This is a genomic window from Desulfobacterales bacterium, from assembly GCA_030066985.1.
Taxonomy (GTDB): Bacteria; Desulfobacterota; Desulfobacteria; order Desulfobacterales; family JAHEIW01; genus JAHEIW01.
The window spans coordinates 1-16,266 of sequence record JASJAN010000021.1; the positions used below are offsets into that span (position 1 = coordinate 1).

12 protein-coding genes and 4 tRNA genes are annotated in these 16,266 nt (G+C 47.3%); 6 read left to right on the top strand and 10 right to left on the bottom strand.

The annotated features are described in order from the left end of the window. From QNJ26_11620 to QNJ26_11640, 5 genes are all read right to left on the bottom strand, one after another. On the bottom strand, nt 1–117 hold a 117-nt coding region (locus QNJ26_11620), incomplete at its 3' end, for a GTP-binding protein (protein MDJ0986185.1). A gap of 114 nt (nt 118–231) precedes the next feature. Then, nucleotides 232–308 (bottom strand) — tRNA-Thr (locus QNJ26_11625). Nucleotides 309–351: 43 nt separating this feature from the next. Further along, a tRNA-Gly gene (locus QNJ26_11630) sits at nt 352–427 on the bottom strand. Between the two features lie 243 nt (nt 428–670). Then, nucleotides 671–755, bottom strand: a tRNA-Tyr gene (locus QNJ26_11635). A gap of 70 nt (nt 756–825) precedes the next feature. Then, nucleotides 826–901 (bottom strand) — tRNA-Thr (locus QNJ26_11640). A 693-nt stretch (nt 902–1,594) separates the two neighbouring features. Here QNJ26_11640 and QNJ26_11645 point away from each other — a divergent pair. Next, nucleotides 1,595–3,391 carry a LysM peptidoglycan-binding domain-containing protein gene (locus QNJ26_11645; GenBank protein ID MDJ0986186.1) on the top strand — a complete coding sequence of 599 codons (1,797 nt, stop codon included), beginning with the start codon at nt 1,595–1,597 and terminating at the stop codon, nt 3,389–3,391. A gap of 133 nt (nt 3,392–3,524) precedes the next feature. After that, nucleotides 3,525–4,061 (top strand): ATP-binding protein, encoded by a 537-nt coding sequence (locus QNJ26_11650; protein MDJ0986187.1) that lies wholly within the window; start codon nt 3,525–3,527, stop codon nt 4,059–4,061. Here QNJ26_11650 and QNJ26_11655 read toward each other — a convergent pair. Both QNJ26_11655 and argJ read right to left on the bottom strand, forming a co-directional pair. Next, the gene (locus tag QNJ26_11655; protein ID MDJ0986188.1) at nt 4,047–4,748 is read right to left on the bottom strand and encodes a pseudouridine synthase; all 702 of its coding nucleotides are present in this window, start codon (nt 4,746–4,748) and stop codon (nt 4,047–4,049) included. The genes QNJ26_11650 and QNJ26_11655 overlap by 15 nt on opposite strands. 555 nt (nt 4,749–5,303) lie before the next feature. Beyond that, a complete protein-coding gene (argJ, locus tag QNJ26_11660; protein ID MDJ0986189.1) occupies nt 5,304–6,476 on the bottom strand; it encodes a bifunctional glutamate N-acetyltransferase/amino-acid acetyltransferase ArgJ in 1,173 nt (390 codons plus the stop codon). Between the two features lie 424 nt (nt 6,477–6,900). On the opposite strand from argJ, the gene QNJ26_11665 reads away from it, so the two are divergent. The 3 genes from QNJ26_11665 to QNJ26_11675 all read left to right on the top strand — a co-directional run bounded on the left by QNJ26_11665 (nt 6,901) and on the right by QNJ26_11675 (nt 10,138). Next, nucleotides 6,901–7,812: an AEC family transporter gene (locus tag QNJ26_11665; GenBank protein ID MDJ0986190.1), complete on the top strand. Its 912-nt coding sequence runs from the start codon at nt 6,901–6,903 to the stop codon at nt 7,810–7,812. 30 nt (nt 7,813–7,842) lie between these two features. Then, the gene (gene truA / locus QNJ26_11670) at nt 7,843–8,583 is read left to right on the top strand and encodes a tRNA pseudouridine(38-40) synthase TruA (protein ID MDJ0986191.1); all 741 of its coding nucleotides are present in this window, start codon (nt 7,843–7,845) and stop codon (nt 8,581–8,583) included. Between the two features lie 277 nt (nt 8,584–8,860). Further along, the gene (locus QNJ26_11675; protein MDJ0986192.1) at nt 8,861–10,138 is read left to right on the top strand and encodes an aminotransferase class I/II-fold pyridoxal phosphate-dependent enzyme; all 1,278 of its coding nucleotides are present in this window, start codon (nt 8,861–8,863) and stop codon (nt 10,136–10,138) included. Between the two features lie 178 nt (nt 10,139–10,316). On the opposite strand, the gene QNJ26_11680 is transcribed toward QNJ26_11675, so the two are convergent. After that, nucleotides 10,317–10,595: a PxxKW family cysteine-rich protein gene (locus QNJ26_11680; protein ID MDJ0986193.1), complete on the bottom strand. Its 279-nt coding sequence runs from the start codon at nt 10,593–10,595 to the stop codon at nt 10,317–10,319. 491 nt (nt 10,596–11,086) lie between these two features. On the opposite strand from QNJ26_11680, the gene QNJ26_11685 reads away from it, so the two are divergent. After that, a complete protein-coding gene (locus tag QNJ26_11685) occupies nt 11,087–12,418 on the top strand; it encodes an ATP-dependent 6-phosphofructokinase (protein MDJ0986194.1) in 1,332 nt (443 codons plus the stop codon). 323 nt (nt 12,419–12,741) lie between these two features. On the opposite strand, the gene QNJ26_11690 is transcribed toward QNJ26_11685, so the two are convergent. Both QNJ26_11690 and QNJ26_11695 read right to left on the bottom strand, forming a co-directional pair. Beyond that, nucleotides 12,742–14,724, bottom strand: coding sequence for a penicillin-binding protein activator (locus QNJ26_11690; protein MDJ0986195.1), 1,983 nt, complete (start codon nt 14,722–14,724; stop codon nt 12,742–12,744). A gap of 183 nt (nt 14,725–14,907) precedes the next feature. Next, complete coding sequence (locus QNJ26_11695) at nt 14,908–16,140, bottom strand: HD domain-containing protein (GenBank protein MDJ0986196.1); 1,233 nt, start codon at nt 16,138–16,140, stop codon at nt 14,908–14,910. Between the last annotated feature and the right edge of the window lie 126 nt (nt 16,141–16,266).

The window sequence follows — 16,266 nt, forward strand, 5'->3', positions numbered from 1 at the left end:
TTTTTGGCCCAAATGCTTGGTGATCGCCGCTGTCAGGGTTGTCTTACCATGATCAATGTGCCCGATGGTCCCCACATTTACATGCGGCTTGGTTCGCTCAAACTTCTCCTTCGACATCTTCTCATCCTCCCATGGTGTTTTGAAACAGTTAAGTTATAAGACATTAAGATATATTCAGACCCATTAAAGGCCGCCCCAAGCAAACACGCCCCAGAATGGCATATGCATTTGTGGAGCCCACGACCGGAATCGAACCGGTGAACCTCTTCCTTACCAAGGAAGCGCTCTACCGACTGAGCTACGTGGGCAACAACTTAACGCTAAATGCTTAGAAACAACCGAATCTTCGTCTGGAGCGGGAGACGAGATTCGAACTCGCGACATCCAGCTTGGAAGGCTGAAGCTCTACCAACTGAGCTACTCCCGCTTACGCACTTGTGCCGCTTATCACACACATGTTCAAAATGGCGGAACTGCGGCATACGGGATTGTCAAAAAAGGCGTGCTTACCCGAATGCTTTTCTTGGCAATCCCCCACAACGAACTGAATTACAAATAGGGAGACTAAACCTGTTCCCACAAGAGAAACCAAATTCATGCAGGAAGTCATGTAGTTCGAATCGATCCCTAAAGTTAAACCGAAATCTCCTACAAACGACTCAGCTAAGGTTGGTGGTGGGGGGAGGATTCGAACCTCCGAAGGCTTCGCCGACAGATTTACAGTCTGTTCCCTTTGACCACTCGGGAACCCCACCCAGAATAATCACATTTTAAACGGTCATGGTTACAGTGTTGCAGAAAAATTTCGAAGTCCATGGTCGTGCCTGGAGCCAGCGAAGGGATTCGAACCCCCGGCCTACTGATTACAAATCAGTTGCTCTACCAGCTGAGCTACGCTGGCCTAACAACTTAACCATCGAGAATAATATAGAAATGAAAATAATCCGACGAGAAGATTTCCTGCAACTAAAACTGTTATTTTTAGTGATTTATGATAAAAATAGCAAACGTGTTTATATTCAATAATAATCTGTTAATAGAAAATATTAGCTAATATAATTATAATTTTCCCATTTTTCTTTTAATTTCTTTTATTTTTGGTATAATTTGTCTTTTTTTACTTGCTTTAAATCACGGATTTTTGATCAGCGAACTTAAGCCATACATATAGGACGAAGCCCTTGATTCGATTTAATCTCCCAATGGCTTAAGGTGGAGGTGAGGGGATCCAGTCTGAAAAATCGCATTTTAGGGTGTTCATTTCGATAAAAATTTGGTAACATCTTAATATATCATAAAAATTACAAAAGGTCGTCTATAGGCGACCTTTTAAGATAGCATTCTACGATGTATTCTAGGGTCTTTCAAGCTTTTTTCCGCTCCGTTTTTAAAAAGGCTGAGTCTGATGTTGGTTGTCTAATTTCCCCGGTTGCATCCGGCATCTATTTCCCAGAGTCCCGTGCCTAGGAGTTAAGTTTTTATAAAAATTGACGATATTGAATATCAATCAATCGATTCGTTTTCCGCATTTCGTTTTACTAACTTAGGAAATGATGGTATAACCCAAAAAAAACTAACAATAGGAATTGAACTGATGAAGAACGGCTTTCGTTTTGTTGCATGCTGGTTATGGATATTCGCTTTAGGCTGCGGTCATTTAATGCAAAACCCATCTTTGTCCCCGGATAGCCAGGATCAAAAAACAGCATCCAGTGCCATCCCGTCCGATAGAAGCGCGCGGTTCAATCAAAACGTCAGCGCATTAAGAACCAACGGTTCAGTTTTAGACGAGCAAGAGCTGGGATCCTACGAGGACGAAGACAAAACTTCGGCTATGGCTAAAAAGAGCGTGGCTGTTTTGGACGAAGCGCTTGAACTGTGTCAGCTTTCGCAGGAGTTCTGGCAAAACGGCGAACTGGAAAATGCGCTTGACGCGCTGGACCAGGCGTACGCTCTGATTCTTACAGCCAATCCGTCCGACCAGACCAAACTCATCCAGCAAAAAGAAGACCTGCGTTTTATGATATCAAAACGCATTCTGGAGATATATGCCTCCCGCAATATTGTTGTAAACGGCAGCTACAATGCCATTCCCCGCATCATGAACAAACACGTCCAGGCCGAAATTGATCGTTTTACAATCGGCCATGAAAGGCAATATTTTATTCAATCTTATCAGCGTTCCGGTCTTTACCGCCAGCACATCTTAGCCGAATTGAAAGAAGCCGGGCTGCCGGAAGAGCTGTCCTGGCTGCCGCTTATTGAAAGCGGTTTTAAAGTAAAAGCGCTTTCACGATCCCGGGCATTAGGTCTGTGGCAATTTATTCCATCTACCGGTTATAAGTTCGGTCTTAAAAGAGACAAATTAATCGATGAGCGCATGGATCCGGAAAAATCGACTCGGGCTGCCATCGATTATCTTAAGGAGCTCCACGCCATTTTCGGTGATTGGACCACCGTTTTGGCTGCATATAACTGCGGTGAAGGAAGGGTTTTAAACGTCATTCGCCGCCAAAATCTCAACTATCTGGACAATTTCTGGGATCTTTATGAAAGACTGCCGCGAGAAACCGCACGCTATGTGCCCCGCTTTTTGGCCACCCTTCATATTCTGGATCAACCGGAAAAGTATGGTATGAATCTGCCGGATCCGGACATGCCGCCCCAGTATGAAACGGTTACGATTTCAAAACAGGTACACCTCAAGGATGTTGCTCGTTCGATCGGTGTGGCCGAAAACGAACTCTATCAGTTGAATCCAGAATTGCGCTATAAAATCTGTCCAGAGGATCAGTACCCCCTTAAAGTGCCTACCTATAAAGGTGAATTTCTATTGGCGAAACTGGATACCATACCGGTCTCTCGCCCCCCACAGCGTGCCTACGTCTATCATCGTGTTCGACCGGGCCAAACGCTTTCGCTTATCGCCAAGCGATACCGCACCAGCGTTAGAAAAATTATGCGAGCCAATAATTTACGAAAGTCCAACTATATCGTTGCCGGCCGATTGCTCAAAATACCGCGCAGCGGTTATCACTATCGTCCGCCCAAAAAGATGGCGTCGATGAGGGGCCGTCGTGTGGTTCATGTGGTTAAAAAGGGCGACTCACTGTGGACCATCGCCAAAAGATATGGTACCACCACTAAGAAGATTCAACAGCTCAATCAACTGACGTCCACCAGCCTGCACAAAGGTCAAAGGTTAACTATATTTGATGGCAAAAAGAAACTGACCAAGACTGAGGGCCTGGAGGTCTATCAAGTTAAATCGGGTGACAGCCCATTTTTAATTGCCAAACGGCATAATATGGCCTTAAACCGGTTTCTTTCTATAAATGAGCTTTGGCCAAGTTCCAAAATTTATCCTGGACAAAAGGTTTACGTCGAATAATCAACAACCGCGACAACCTATCCTGTAAATCATCAACACTAGACTGCCCATTTAGCCTTGTTTTTGTGCGCAGGTGAATTGTTTTTTATGAGGGGTCAAGCCTGCAGTTAAACGGTGATGTGAACGCCTTCTGATGAAGCCTCCCATCCAAACCACCCAATGGTATGTCATCACTGGTGCGCCTTGTTCAGGTAAAACTTCAGTCATCAAGCGCCTGGCGCAATCGGGCTACCCGGTTGTGCACGAAGTTGCGCGGGCCTATATTGATGCGCAATTGTCAGAAGGCAAAACACTGGAGCAGATAAAGGCTGATGAATGGGCCTTTGAACGCCAGATTCTGATGACAAAGGTCAAACTTGAAAGCAAACTGGCGCCCGATGACATCATATTTTTTGATCGCGCGATTCCCGACAGTATTGCCTATTACCAATTGTTGGGACTGGACCCCACAGAACCCTGGCAGAGGAGCCAAGCCGTTCGATACCAAAAAATTTTTCTTTTTGAACGACTCAGCTTCCTGACCGATCCAGTCCGTTCTGAGGATGAAAAGACCGCCGGCCGCTTGAGTGATCTGATTGCCGAGTGTTATCGCGCACTGGGATACGATCTCATCCATGTGCCGCTGCTCAGCATTGAGGAGCGAACTGAATTTGTTCTACAGCACCTTTAACAGGTCATCTCTTTCGGTTTTGTTCAGATGTCGCCATTTACCGGGCGGCAAATTGCCCAGCTCAATGTTCGCGACACGGATACGCTTTAAATTGACGACCTGATTTCCCACTTTTCGCACCATGCGTCGAATCTGTCTATTTTTGCCTTCCTGCAAAATAATAGCGAAGCGTCTGGCCGAAAAACGCTTAACACGGGCCGGAAGTGTGCGGGTGCCCATCATCGGCAACCCACTTTCCAGCTTACGCAGCGCACCGTCAGGCAGCGGCCGGGCGACCGTCACAATATACTCCTTTTCGTGCTTAAAAGACGGATGCGATAAACGGTGATGCAGCTGACCGTCATTGGTCAGCAGTAACAACCCGGTTGAATCTTTGTCCAGCCTTCCGATGGGGTAAACTCTCTCAGATATGTCCAATAAGTCCATTACGATTTTTTCGTCAGGTTGATCGCAGCTAGAGACATAACCTTTGGGTTTATTCAGTGCGATATAGATTGAGGCCGCATCAGCGCGAATGGCCTCGCTATCGACCTCAATCCGGTCTCGGGCCGGGTCAACTTTTACGCCTAGTTCGGTGACGATGTTGCCGTTGACCTTTACCCAGCCGGCCTGAATATACGCCTCTCCCTTGCGCCGCGAGCAGATGCCCGCTTGGGAAAGAAATTTTTGCAATCGTATCTCAGCCATGGTTCACATTATATCCCATTTTTTTCTGCAGAGCTTACAGATATTGAAATTGCAGCATATCAGTCAGCATGGTGAAAATAGCAAGACGCAAAAAAAAAGAAAACGCAGTGATATATATTAGGTAAAAATTTCTTTAAACCGTTAGATTTCGTCTGAGAGTACCGCCAACCAATTAAATTTCAAGCTTAATCAATAACTTAAGGCGAATGAAAATATTTGAATCAGACGAAAATTTTTGGTTTCCATTTAGAAATGAGATAGTTTCTCGCTGAGCAAGGCCGCACAAGCCCGCCCGGCTCGCCTGAGTCCGCCTCAGGCGGACGATGGCAGGCGTGGAATTCCTAAAACTTTTGATTGGCAGCACACACTTTGAAAAATATCAAATTTTTGAACTTTAGGCATTATCGAAGTTAAAATTGTTTTTAAACGGTTAGATTTCGCCTGAGGGCAAGGCGCAATTGAATTCGAATGCGGAGCGTACATTTAGTACGTGACAATTTCGAATTCAATTGTAACACCGCCCTCGGGCGAAAGATGAGGGTTTAAAAGCAATTTTTAGCTGCGGTAGTCAGCGTTGATTTTGACATAGTCGATGGAAAAATCGCAGGTAAACACCGACGCCTTGCCGTTGCCGGCCTTTAAATCAATGGTAATTGTAAACTCCGGTCTTTTGAGGACTTCGCTGGCTTGAGCCTCTGCTTTTTGACCGCACCCCATACCGTTTTGCACCATACATACATCCGCAAAAAAAACATCAATCGCTTTCGTTTGAACCGGCACCCCTGCCCTTCCGACAGCACCCAGGATCCTTCCCCAGTTGGCATCTTCGCCAAACAGCGCTGTTTTAATCAGATTCGAATGTGCGACCGTATCTGCAACTTGACGGGCATCGGCATCGGATTGGGCTCCCTTGACAACTACCTCGACCAGTTTAGTGGCACCTTCACCGTCTTTGACCAGCAGTTTGCCCAACGCCATTAAGACACTATCCAATACCCCCTGAAATATTTTCTTTCCGATGTCCTGTTTTATTTCGGCACCGCATAGACCGTTGGCCAACAATAGCGCCGTATCATTGGTGCTGGTATCGCCATCAATTGTGATGCAGTTCAGAGACCGATTGGTCGCGGCTACGAGCATCTCTTTGAGAAGTGCTGCATCGGCAGCAACATCGGTCATAACAAAACATAACAAGGTGGCCATGTCCGGGCGAATCATGCCTGCCCCTTTGGCAACACCGGTCACTGTAAAGGTTACCCCTTCTATCTGTCCTGTCTGGCTGACGATTTTGGGAACGGTATCGGTGGTCATGATGGCTTCGGCAAAATCGGAAATACCAGCCGGATCAAGCGCTTTAACCAGATCGGGGACCGCCTGTTGAATCCGGTCGACGGCCAAGGGTTCTCCGATAACTCCCGTGGAGGCCACCAAGACCTTCTCTTCTGCGATATTTAACCTATTGGCCGTCCACTGGCCCATGGCGAGGGCATCACGCATTCCTTTTTCCCCCGTACAACAATTGGCGTTTCCGCTGTTGACGATCACTGCCTGACAAACGCCTGATGCTGTGCGTTCCATATCCAGAAGAACCGGAGCGGCTTTCACTTGATTGCGCGTAAATACGCCGGCAACGGTAGCCGGTCTTTCACAAACAATCAGCCCAAGATCTTTCTGACCCTTTTTCTTTAATCCTGAAGTAACTCCCGCAAATTTGAATCCCTGGCACATATGCTCCTCACTGATTGGCAATGAATGATGTGGCTCGATGCAACGCCTATAATATAAGAAAATAAAACAGCTGTCTACAGGGTTATCAACGTGCTTCGGTGATGCCATACTCCGGGATGGCATTTGACAGTAAGGTCCCTTTTCGCTACTTTGCAGACATAACCACCCAAACCCTAAGGTGAACACACAGCGCATCCTGGATGTTTCGCTGTGCTTTAAAGGACCGAAAACGGATGACCGAAAAACACCTGGCTGATTGCCCGCATTGTGCAAACGAGCTTATCATTGAAAGGGCTTGACCGTACGTTTATTTGCGCTGCAGGGGCTGCAGTCGGCGCTTTCCGGTCAAATTTTTCTCCGATTCCCTGGATGAAGAACTTGAATCGGCTCTCGGCAATTTGCCCTGCGACAGGTTATAAGACGGATGGTGGTCAATAATCTTTTTCCGGTATTTGCACTTTTGTTGTCCGGGCATCTGCTCAAACGCGCGGGCATTACCAATGATGCATTTTTAGAGACGGCCGACAAACTCATTTACTTCATTTTTTTCCCGGTATTGCTGTTTTGGAAAATTGGCGCCGCTGCATCGGACCACATCGGCGATCCTGGACTCTACAAAGCGGCGGTTTGTGCGGTGGTCAGTGTTTATGTTCTGAGCAGCCTATATATCAGAATCTTTAAAGTCGGTGCCTTTCAGGCCGGCTCTTTTTCCCAGAGCTGTTATCGCTTCAACACCTATATCGGAATGGCAGTGGTCCTCAGTGCTCTGGGAGAAGATGGCGCCCGGCAGTTTAGTATTTTAATCGGACTTGTCATCCCGCTGATTAACATTCTGGCCGTCAGCACCCTATCCTGGTTTGACAAAAATAGCGTATCGCTGAAAAGGCGGGCGTCGCTGACCGCAAAAGCTTTATTGACCAATCCCTTGATCATTGCCTGCCTTGCCGGCATCGCCTATTGGAAATGGATCGGCGGCTTTCCGATCTTTGTCGACAACACCTTCCGACTGGCCTCTTTTGTTACCCTGCCCCTGGCGCTGCTTTCAATTGGGGGCGCATTAACCCTCAGCGGCATCAAAACGCATTTCAGATTGTCCATGGTGGCCTGTGTGTTCAAATTAGTCATTTTGCCACTGATCGGATATCTTTTTCTAAATGCCTTTGACACGGGTGGCATCTCATATAAGGTCGGCATGATCTATTTTGCATTACCGACATCAACGGCGCTTTACATTTTATCCGCACAGCTGAACAGCGATACACAACTGGCATCTGCGACCATCGCTTTGTCGACCCTATTGTCGTTTTTTTCTTTATCACTGGCGTTGCTCGTCTGATCAGACATGCACGCGCCCAAATGGCTGAGAATGACCAAAAATTTTAAATTAACGATCGAATACGACGGCGGCCGTTATCATGGCTGGCAGCGTCAGAAAAATGATCGCAGTATCCAGGACGAAATTGAAAAAGTCCTGAAAAAGATGACCTCCGCCAATGTGGCATTAGTGGGCTCCGGGCGCACCGATGCCGGCGTGCATGCTTTAGGACAGGTGGCCAATTTTAAATGCGATACGCATTTGGGCCCCGAAACATTCCTCAGCGGGCTAAACAGCTTATTGCCAAATGATATTATTATCACGGATTGCACATTGGTTGGTGCGGACTTTCACGCCCGCTATGATGTCCAAAGCAAAATCTATCATTACAGAATTTTAAACCGATCCGTTCCAGCGGCCATCGGGCGCCAGTATGCATGGTTCATTCGCAAAGCTTTAAACCGCCAAGCAATGCGAGCCGCCATAGATCACATTGTCGGTCGCCATGATTTTAAAGCATTTGAGGGCACCGGCAGTCCCCGAAAAGATACCACCCGCAACGTCTTCTCAGCTGAACTCATCGAGCATCAAGACGAGATATTAATCTTTGCCATCGAGGCCGAGGGGTTTTTACGCTATATGGTTCGCAACTTGGTGGGCACTTTGGTCGATGTGGGGCTGGAAAAAATAACACCTTCCGATTTTAAACAGATCCTGGATACAAAGGATCGCTCACAAGCCGGTGCGACGGCGCCAGCTCGAGGGCTTACACTAATGAGAGTGATCTATTAAACAGCCATCTAAACCACAGATCAGGGCCATTAATTCGCTGGTTGAGCCCGTTGAGTCCGCTGTAGGCGGATTGCGCCCGTTCCACAAGCAAAAAGCCAATTGGTTTCCACCGGCAAACGGGCAAACGGGCTAACAGGCTCAACCTATGTAAATAAAGAATTTTGTTGCCAACTCCATACGAGGGTTGATGCTGCCGAAATACGATGTTATAGAGGCGGCTGACGATTTGAAGGTCAGGTGTTTTGATCATTAACAGCGGACAAAAGGAATCTGGCAAATGACGGACTTTACACAACTAAGTAATCAAGAACGTGGGCGAGTAAAAGAAGCGTTGGAACAGCGTTATCAGGACTTTAAATCCCGCCAGATGGCTCTGGACATGACGCGCGGAAAGCCGTGTCCCGAACAGCTGGACCTGGCATTGGACATGATAAAAGGCGATGCAGGCAAAACATTTCGGACTGAAGATGGCCTGGATTGCCGCAACTATGGCGGACTCGATGGCATTCCCGCGGCCAAAGCGCTATTTTCCGAATATATGGAAGTTAAGCCGCAGGAATTGCTGATTGGCGGCAATTCAAGTCTCAATTTGATGCATGATACGATCCTACGGGCCATGATCAAAGGGGTGACCGACGAAGCGCCGCCCTGGTCGCAGCTGCCAAAAATAAAATTTCTGTGTCCCAGCCCGGGATATGATCGCCATTTTTTTATCTGCGAATACTTAGGGATCGAAATGATTCCGATTCAGATGACAGACAGCGGGCCGGCGATGGATGATATTGAAGAATTTGTCGCCCAGGATGACCGGATCAAAGGAATATGGTGCGTCCCCAAGTACAGCAACCCGACGGGTATCGTTTATTCCGATGATACGGTAGAGCGTCTGGCCCAAATGAAAACCAGTGCTTCAGATTTTCGCATATTTTGGGACAACGCCTACGCCGTTCACCACCTCGTCGATCAGCCGGCGCCCTTGAAAAATATCCTATCTGCCTGCAAACAAGCCGGCAATCCGGACCGTGTCTTTATGTTTGCCTCAACTTCAAAAATCTCTTTTGCTGGCGCCGGTCTGGCAATTATGGCAGGCAGTGAAACGAATCTGGATTGGGTAAAAAACCAGATGGCTTTTCAGACCATCGGCCCGGACAAACTTAATCAGCTTCGCCATGTTCTTTTTTTTAAAAATATGGCCGGTATACTGGCGCACATGCAAAAACATGCCGCGATATTAACACCCAGGTTTGAAGCTGTCCAGAAGGTGCTTGCAACTGAGTTGGACGGAAAACAAATCGCGCGCTGGAGCCGACCGCAAGGGGGATATTTTGTGAGCATTGACACCCTTGACGGCTGTGCGGCTGCGGTCATACAAAAGGCCGCCGATGCCGGTGTCAAACTAACACCCGCCGGCTCGACCTATCCGTACAAAAAGGATCCCCAGGATCGTAATATACGTATCGCACCTACATTTCCGCCATTAGAAGATATTCAGGCTGCCATGGAGCTGGTGGCAATTTGTATTCAGTTGGTCAGCCTTGAAAAAACCCGCAAATGAGATGAATTAACATCCTGAAGCCACCAGCTTTTGAATCGATGGTTTTAGTTGTGGGCTTTGCGGTTTTGGGAGGAAATTACTGGCGCATCGGCAGACAAATGCCAGAAAAAGCGTGATCGCAAAACAAAAACCCCGCCCTAAACGGGGACGGGGTTTTTATGGTAACCAATCGAATCGCTTATCGGCTTCTGCGTTTTGATGCTTTAAGCGGGTTAATTTTTGCTTTGGCTTTGTTGGATTCAACGGTTACGTGGGTGGCCAGGTTGCAATCGCCGTTTTTCCATTTAACGGAAGGATCTGGGCAGGCGCTGCAGTACCAGCCACTGGAAAGCTCGGTACCCCGTTTACAGCCGTTGCATTGTTCGACGGTCTGATGGCAGATGCCGCCATTGTAGGAGCAGCCTTTGGACGTCATAAAAGCACACTCCGTACCTTTTTTTATTGTTGCGCAATCCATTGGAATCACCCCCTTCCAGCGCTAGGTCATCGTGAAAAATATAAGTAGCTAAACTTGAGCAAGATCTATGCCAGATTAAAGCAGCACAAAAAAGGGGGACTATAATGGGCGGCGGGTTGCTTGTCAATAAAAATTTAAAAAATAATGCTATATCGTAAAAAGGGTCGTCAATCGCCGTTCTTGCAGACCTTTCAGCGCTTGCGGTGAATGTTTAACCCCACCGCCAATACCGAATAGGCATGGCATTGGGATCGCATTGACTTTGCAATAAACGCCATTATTTTGGCACCAATCGGTTTTTTTCCTAATATAACCGGCTTTTGGGGGTTTGTTTTCAATCAGAGAAATACCGTATCGGGGCCTGCAAAAACGCGGCTACACAAGGCACTTGGCTTTTTGGCAACTGTTAAGGCTTAAAAACAGACGCACTTGCCGGCAATAGTTGCCGGTTTGATCGATTTATCGAAACCACATCTTCACAAGAGGTGATCATGGAATCAACACCCATAGGGACTGATATACCGAAACTGGGCGAGACCAAAATACCATCACCCGGTCAAAATCGCGCCAAAGGTGGCAGCAACAATATCTCATTTGTTACAGATGATGAGCTTGTGCTGATTGATGTCGATGCCCACAGCTTGATGCAACAGGTTCAAAATGGTCAAACACCCGCTAGCTTTGAAAGGGCCGGTCCCAGGAGTAATATTTTCTTTGATCCGAGCAAACTGCGCTGTGCGCTGGTGACCTGCGGCGGATTGTGTCCCGGTTTAAATGATATTATTCGCTCCATCGTATTGGAACTTCATTGGGGCTATGGTGTCCGCTGCATATATGGTATTCGCTACGGCCTTCAGGGATTTGTCCCGAAATACGGACATAATGTCATCGACCTGACACCGGACGAGGTCAGCAATATTCATGAAAGGGGCGGTTCGGTTCTGGGATCCTCGCGAGGACCGCAGGATGTCGATGAGATCGTGGATTGTCTCGAACGCATGAATGTCGGTATCTTGTTTATGATCGGAGGCGATGGCACGCTGATGGCCGCAACCCGCATCGCAGCCGCCATCCAGCAAAGAAATCTGAAAATTAGCGTCGTCGGTGTCCCCAAAACCATTGATAATGACATCTACCTGGTATCCCGATCGTTCGGATTTGAAACCGCCGTCGATGTGGCCACCCGGGCGATCACAAGCGCCCATAATGAGGCCGCCGGCTACCCGAACGGTATCGGCCTTTTAAAATTAATGGGCCGTCACTCAGGATTTATTGCAGCTACAGCAACACTGGCGCAGCAGGATGTGAATTTTGTGTTGATTCCTGAAGTCGATTTTGATCTGGATGGACCCAATGGATTATTGAGTGCGATAGAAAAGCGGCTGGCAGATAGAGGGCATGCGGTCATTGTTGCAGCTGAAGGTGCCGGGCAGAAATTTTTTGATGATGAAAAGACCGAGCGCGATGCCTCCGGAAATATCAAACTGAAAGATATAGGTCTGTATTTGAAAGAGGCCATCATTTCTTATTTTGAAGCCAAACACACCGGCATCACGATCAAATATATAGACCCCAGTTATATGATCAGAAGCTTACCGGCCAATGCCAACGATCGTGTGTTTTGCAATTTTCTGGGCCGCAACGCCGTACATGCCGGTATGGCGGGTAAAACAAATCTGTTAATCGGTAATTGGAATAACTTCTTCGTGCATGTACCCATGCAGACGGTGGCCGGCAAACGCAAACAGATAAATCCAAGAGGAACGCTATGGCGCAGCACATTGGAGGCTACCGGTCAAGGGTCGCTCAAAAATGCTTCTTGATGGGCCTCAACTGCATTCATTACTGGTGCGGATAATCAAAACGCATTGCTGATGTGCACATCCACCAAAGCTTTAAAGCAACTAAATCGAGCTAAAATGCTCAAAATTAAACGCTGCCATTGAAATGAATGCAGAGCGCAGCGAAACAGCAACTTTAGGCACTTCGAGCCCAGGCCCAGATTTGGACATCAAAAAAACTAAGCGATTTCTTTTCTGTTGATTTCAATTGCGGCGTGACTCAAATGTTATCAAAGGCGGTATAAAGGGGTTAAGCTCAGTTTGGGCCCTAAGGTATTGATAAAGATCGCAAGTCATAAATGTTGTCAACGCACCAACTCGACAAACTCTCTGCCCTTGATCCGTAAAAGGTGCAGCTGCTTTTGTGCCTCTCCGTTTTCATCAAATTGGGTCGGTCCGGTGACACCCATAAATGACGCCATAGTAAATAACTTATTTTTCAGATCACTTTTGAAACGTATGTCGGGTTGGGCCAGCAATTCGAAGAACATCATTGCCGAATCATAAACCACCGCTTCGATAAAACCGGGCTTTTCCTGATAGGTCTCTTCAAAAGCGCTGACAAAATCCTGAACAACAGGTGCTGCGCTGCCGGCAAAAAAGCCGTCTGGCATGATGGCCCCCTGCACATACTGGTTTGCCATTTTGATCAAGACTTCGGAATGCCACAGATTCGTGCCGAGAAGATAAACATCTTTAACATCATAAAAGGCCAGTTGTGGGATGATGAGACCCGCTGTTTTGGGGTAGTCCGGAATAAATACCGCATCGAAATCAACAATGGCTTGCGGCTCTTCTTCATCGTCATTTTGCTCGTTTCTGGTATCTTCGCTATTTTCCGGATTTTGTGCCGCGTCCTGCACCTGTTGATCAACGCCATCGACATTCCTCATTTCAGCGGCTTCTCTTAAATCCTCGGGAATATCATAATAGAGGCCCACCAATTTCTTAATGGGGTCGGCAAAATCCGTATGCTGGGGGTCATAGGATTCGACCCCAACAATTCTACCACCACTGGCAATTAACTCATCCCAAAACAGATTCATGAACGCAATACCATACGGTTCATCCGGATAAAGGATGGCAAATCGGTACAAGCCCAGCGTGGATGTAGTGTAATCAATGATATTATTGACCTGCATTTGCGGTGTAATAAAGTTTCGAAAGACGTAATCCCCAATAGAAGTGACATTATCCTTTTGGGTTAAGGTCATGATGGGAATTTTATTCGCCTGGGATTCAACCGCAGCAATCTCAGCAGTGATAATCGGACCGACTATGGCGGCGACCTGTTCATCAATCAATTCTTGCATTGCCTGGCGTGTCTGCTCCGGGTTGCCGCCGGAATCTTTAACGATAATATTCATTTGCGGGCCGCTGGCTTGAGTGCTAAAACGGTCAAGGGCGAGTTCAATACCCTTTAGGGCTTGGAAACCTATTTTCTGGTACGGGCCGCTGAGGGGCAGCAGACAACCCAGTGTATATCGGTTAAATAATGCACTTTGTTTGATCTGTTCAATCAAATCTTCAGCAAGAGGCGCATTTTCGTGCGCTGGAAACTCGCCTAAAAAGTCTTCCAAAGCCACAAGTGCTTCATCATACTGGTCAACCATGGCATAATTCAGACCCCGCTGAAACATGAGATCTCCGCGCGGAATTGTGCGATCCCCGCTTTCCAGCAGCCGGGTAATTTGATCTGCATCCAGCTGAGCAATCGCGGCTTTAACCTTCTGATCGATGGCATCCTGTTCCAACTCTGTTGCTACACGTGAGGCTTCACCATAATATTGAAAGGCCTCCATGGGTAAACCCAGTGCCATGTATGCGTCACCGACCAGGGCATAGGTACGAAATATGTGAGAATTTGACTCGACACTCCATAAAACCTCGGGTGCCTGTTCGATCACCGACCGATAATCTTCCTGCTGATAAAAAGTTAACAAAATATCGACCTGGGCATCCGCGGTAAAGGGGCTCTGGGGATATTCTGAAATCAAATGCCGATATGCATGGCGCGCCTCAACATAATTGCCCAATTCCGAATTGATCTTACCGATTTTCATCAAAGCTGCAGGCGCTAATGGCCTTTGCGGATACTGGCGCACAAAGGCCTGGTAAGCCTCCAGTGCCGCAGCATAGTCTTCAGCCGCATACAAATCCTCGCCTGTGACAAATAGCTGGTCTTCAGCACCCAACGGAGCCGGTTCGGTGGACACCGGCGGTTTCTGGACGCAGGCACTCAGCGCCCAGCATAACATTATCAAAAATATGATACGGGTTGTCTTCATAAATCGGTTCGGTTTCCTTGTGGTCGTAAGTAAAGGCAAACTTTTATAAATCGCACTGATTAATTTCATGGGTTTCAGGTGTCAGGTGTCAGGTTTCAGGATCGATTGCAGGAGCTGACACCTGAAACCAAGTAATAAGTAAAGAAATGATTCTTATGTTATAGCTGCATTAACAATGCTAACCTAACTATCCTGATACCGCTGCTGAATCGCACGTAAGAAATCCAGACTATCAAAAAAAATGTCAACAAGCTCAGGATCAAAATGCCGCCCGGATTCACTTTGAATCGTTTCCAATACTTTAGATTCGTCCCAGGCGTCTTTATAAACGCGTGCTGATGACAACGCATCGTAAACATCGGCCAAAGCGACAATCCTGCCGTACAACGGAATCTGTTCGCCTTGTTTGCCCATTGGTCGACCGTCTGGGTGTGCATGGCCTTTTTGGGCTTTGCTGGTTTCAACATCCACATGTCCGGGATAACCATTGCCGTCCCAGCGTTCATGATGGTTCAGGGCCACCGCAGCCGCCGCTTCATCAAAGTCTGACTGGCGCTCTGAAAATAGACGGGCACCCAAGACGGTATGCTGTTTCATCTTTGTAAATTCCGCTTCGTCTAAGCGACCGGGTTTTTTTAAAATCAGATCTGAAATGGCAATTTTTCCGACATCATGCAGCATAGCGGCCATTCTGAGAATATCCCGGCAGCGATCAATTTCTCTTTGGTTCAAATTTCGCCTTTTGGCCCAGCGCTCGTAAAGCTCGACGGCATATCCGCCAACGCGATTGACATGCGCGCCGGTCTCTTTGGGATCCCGCATTTCCGCCATGAGGATCATGCGCAACAAAATGGCCCGGGTCATTTGCGCACGTTCCAATGCAACCGCTGCAATGCTGGCAAAGTGCAGCATCATGCGTTCGTCATTTTGTGAGAAAGTGATGACATTTTGGGATGCATCCTCGGCATTGATAATCTGCAGGATACCAATCACATCGTCATGGTGGTTTTTCAGGGGTATCGTCAGCACCGATTGGGTTTGGTACTGTGTTTTTTTATCAAATTCCTTGCTGAAATGATACGGGCGACTCGGATCCAAAGAATAAACGTCTTTTAAGTTGAGAGGTTTACCTGTTGCCGCCACATAGCCGGCTATGCTTTCCTTGTTGATGGGCATGTGGAACGTCGAGTAGATGAGTTTCTCTCCATCAGATAGCCGTTGCTGCAAAGTATTGTTTTGGGTGTAAGTAAAATGAAGCATATCCTTTTCACGGATATAAATGGAACCCGCATCCGCATTGACGAAACGGCGGGCTTCGGTCAGGATATGCTCCATGACGATATCCAGGTCCTGTACACGGCTAAGTTCGATACCCAGGTTTGCCAGGGCGTCCAATTTTTCCTTTTCATTGAGCATGGCGAGACCTTTCTGGAACTGGTTATGCACTTAAACAGTGAAAAAAGTAAACTGATTTTTTAAAGTATATTCTTTTTTGGTCGAAATTTAACATATAAGTGTCAAAATACTCGGGTTTATTGTTGC

Coding starts and splice junctions, on each gene's coding strand:
- QNJ26_11645 (MDJ0986186.1), top strand. CDS start 1,595: ATGAAGAACGGCTTTCGTTTTGTTGCATGCTGGTTATGGATATTCGCT.
- QNJ26_11650 (MDJ0986187.1), top strand. CDS start 3,525: ATGAAGCCTCCCATCCAAACCACCCAATGGTATGTCATCACTGGTGCG.
- QNJ26_11655 (MDJ0986188.1), bottom strand. CDS start 4,748: ATGGCTGAGATACGATTGCAAAAATTTCTTTCCCAAGCGGGCATCTGC.
- argJ (MDJ0986189.1), bottom strand. CDS start 6,476: ATGTGCCAGGGATTCAAATTTGCGGGAGTTACTTCAGGATTAAAGAAA.
- QNJ26_11665 (MDJ0986190.1), top strand. CDS start 6,901: ATGGTGGTCAATAATCTTTTTCCGGTATTTGCACTTTTGTTGTCCGGG.
- truA (MDJ0986191.1), top strand. CDS start 7,843: ATGACCAAAAATTTTAAATTAACGATCGAATACGACGGCGGCCGTTAT.
- QNJ26_11675 (MDJ0986192.1), top strand. CDS start 8,861: ATGACGGACTTTACACAACTAAGTAATCAAGAACGTGGGCGAGTAAAA.
- QNJ26_11680 (MDJ0986193.1), bottom strand. CDS start 10,595: ATGGATTGCGCAACAATAAAAAAAGGTACGGAGTGTGCTTTTATGACG.
- QNJ26_11685 (MDJ0986194.1), top strand. CDS start 11,087: ATGGAATCAACACCCATAGGGACTGATATACCGAAACTGGGCGAGACC.
- QNJ26_11690 (MDJ0986195.1), bottom strand. CDS start 14,724: ATGAAGACAACCCGTATCATATTTTTGATAATGTTATGCTGGGCGCTG.
- QNJ26_11695 (MDJ0986196.1), bottom strand. CDS start 16,140: ATGCTCAATGAAAAGGAAAAATTGGACGCCCTGGCAAACCTGGGTATC.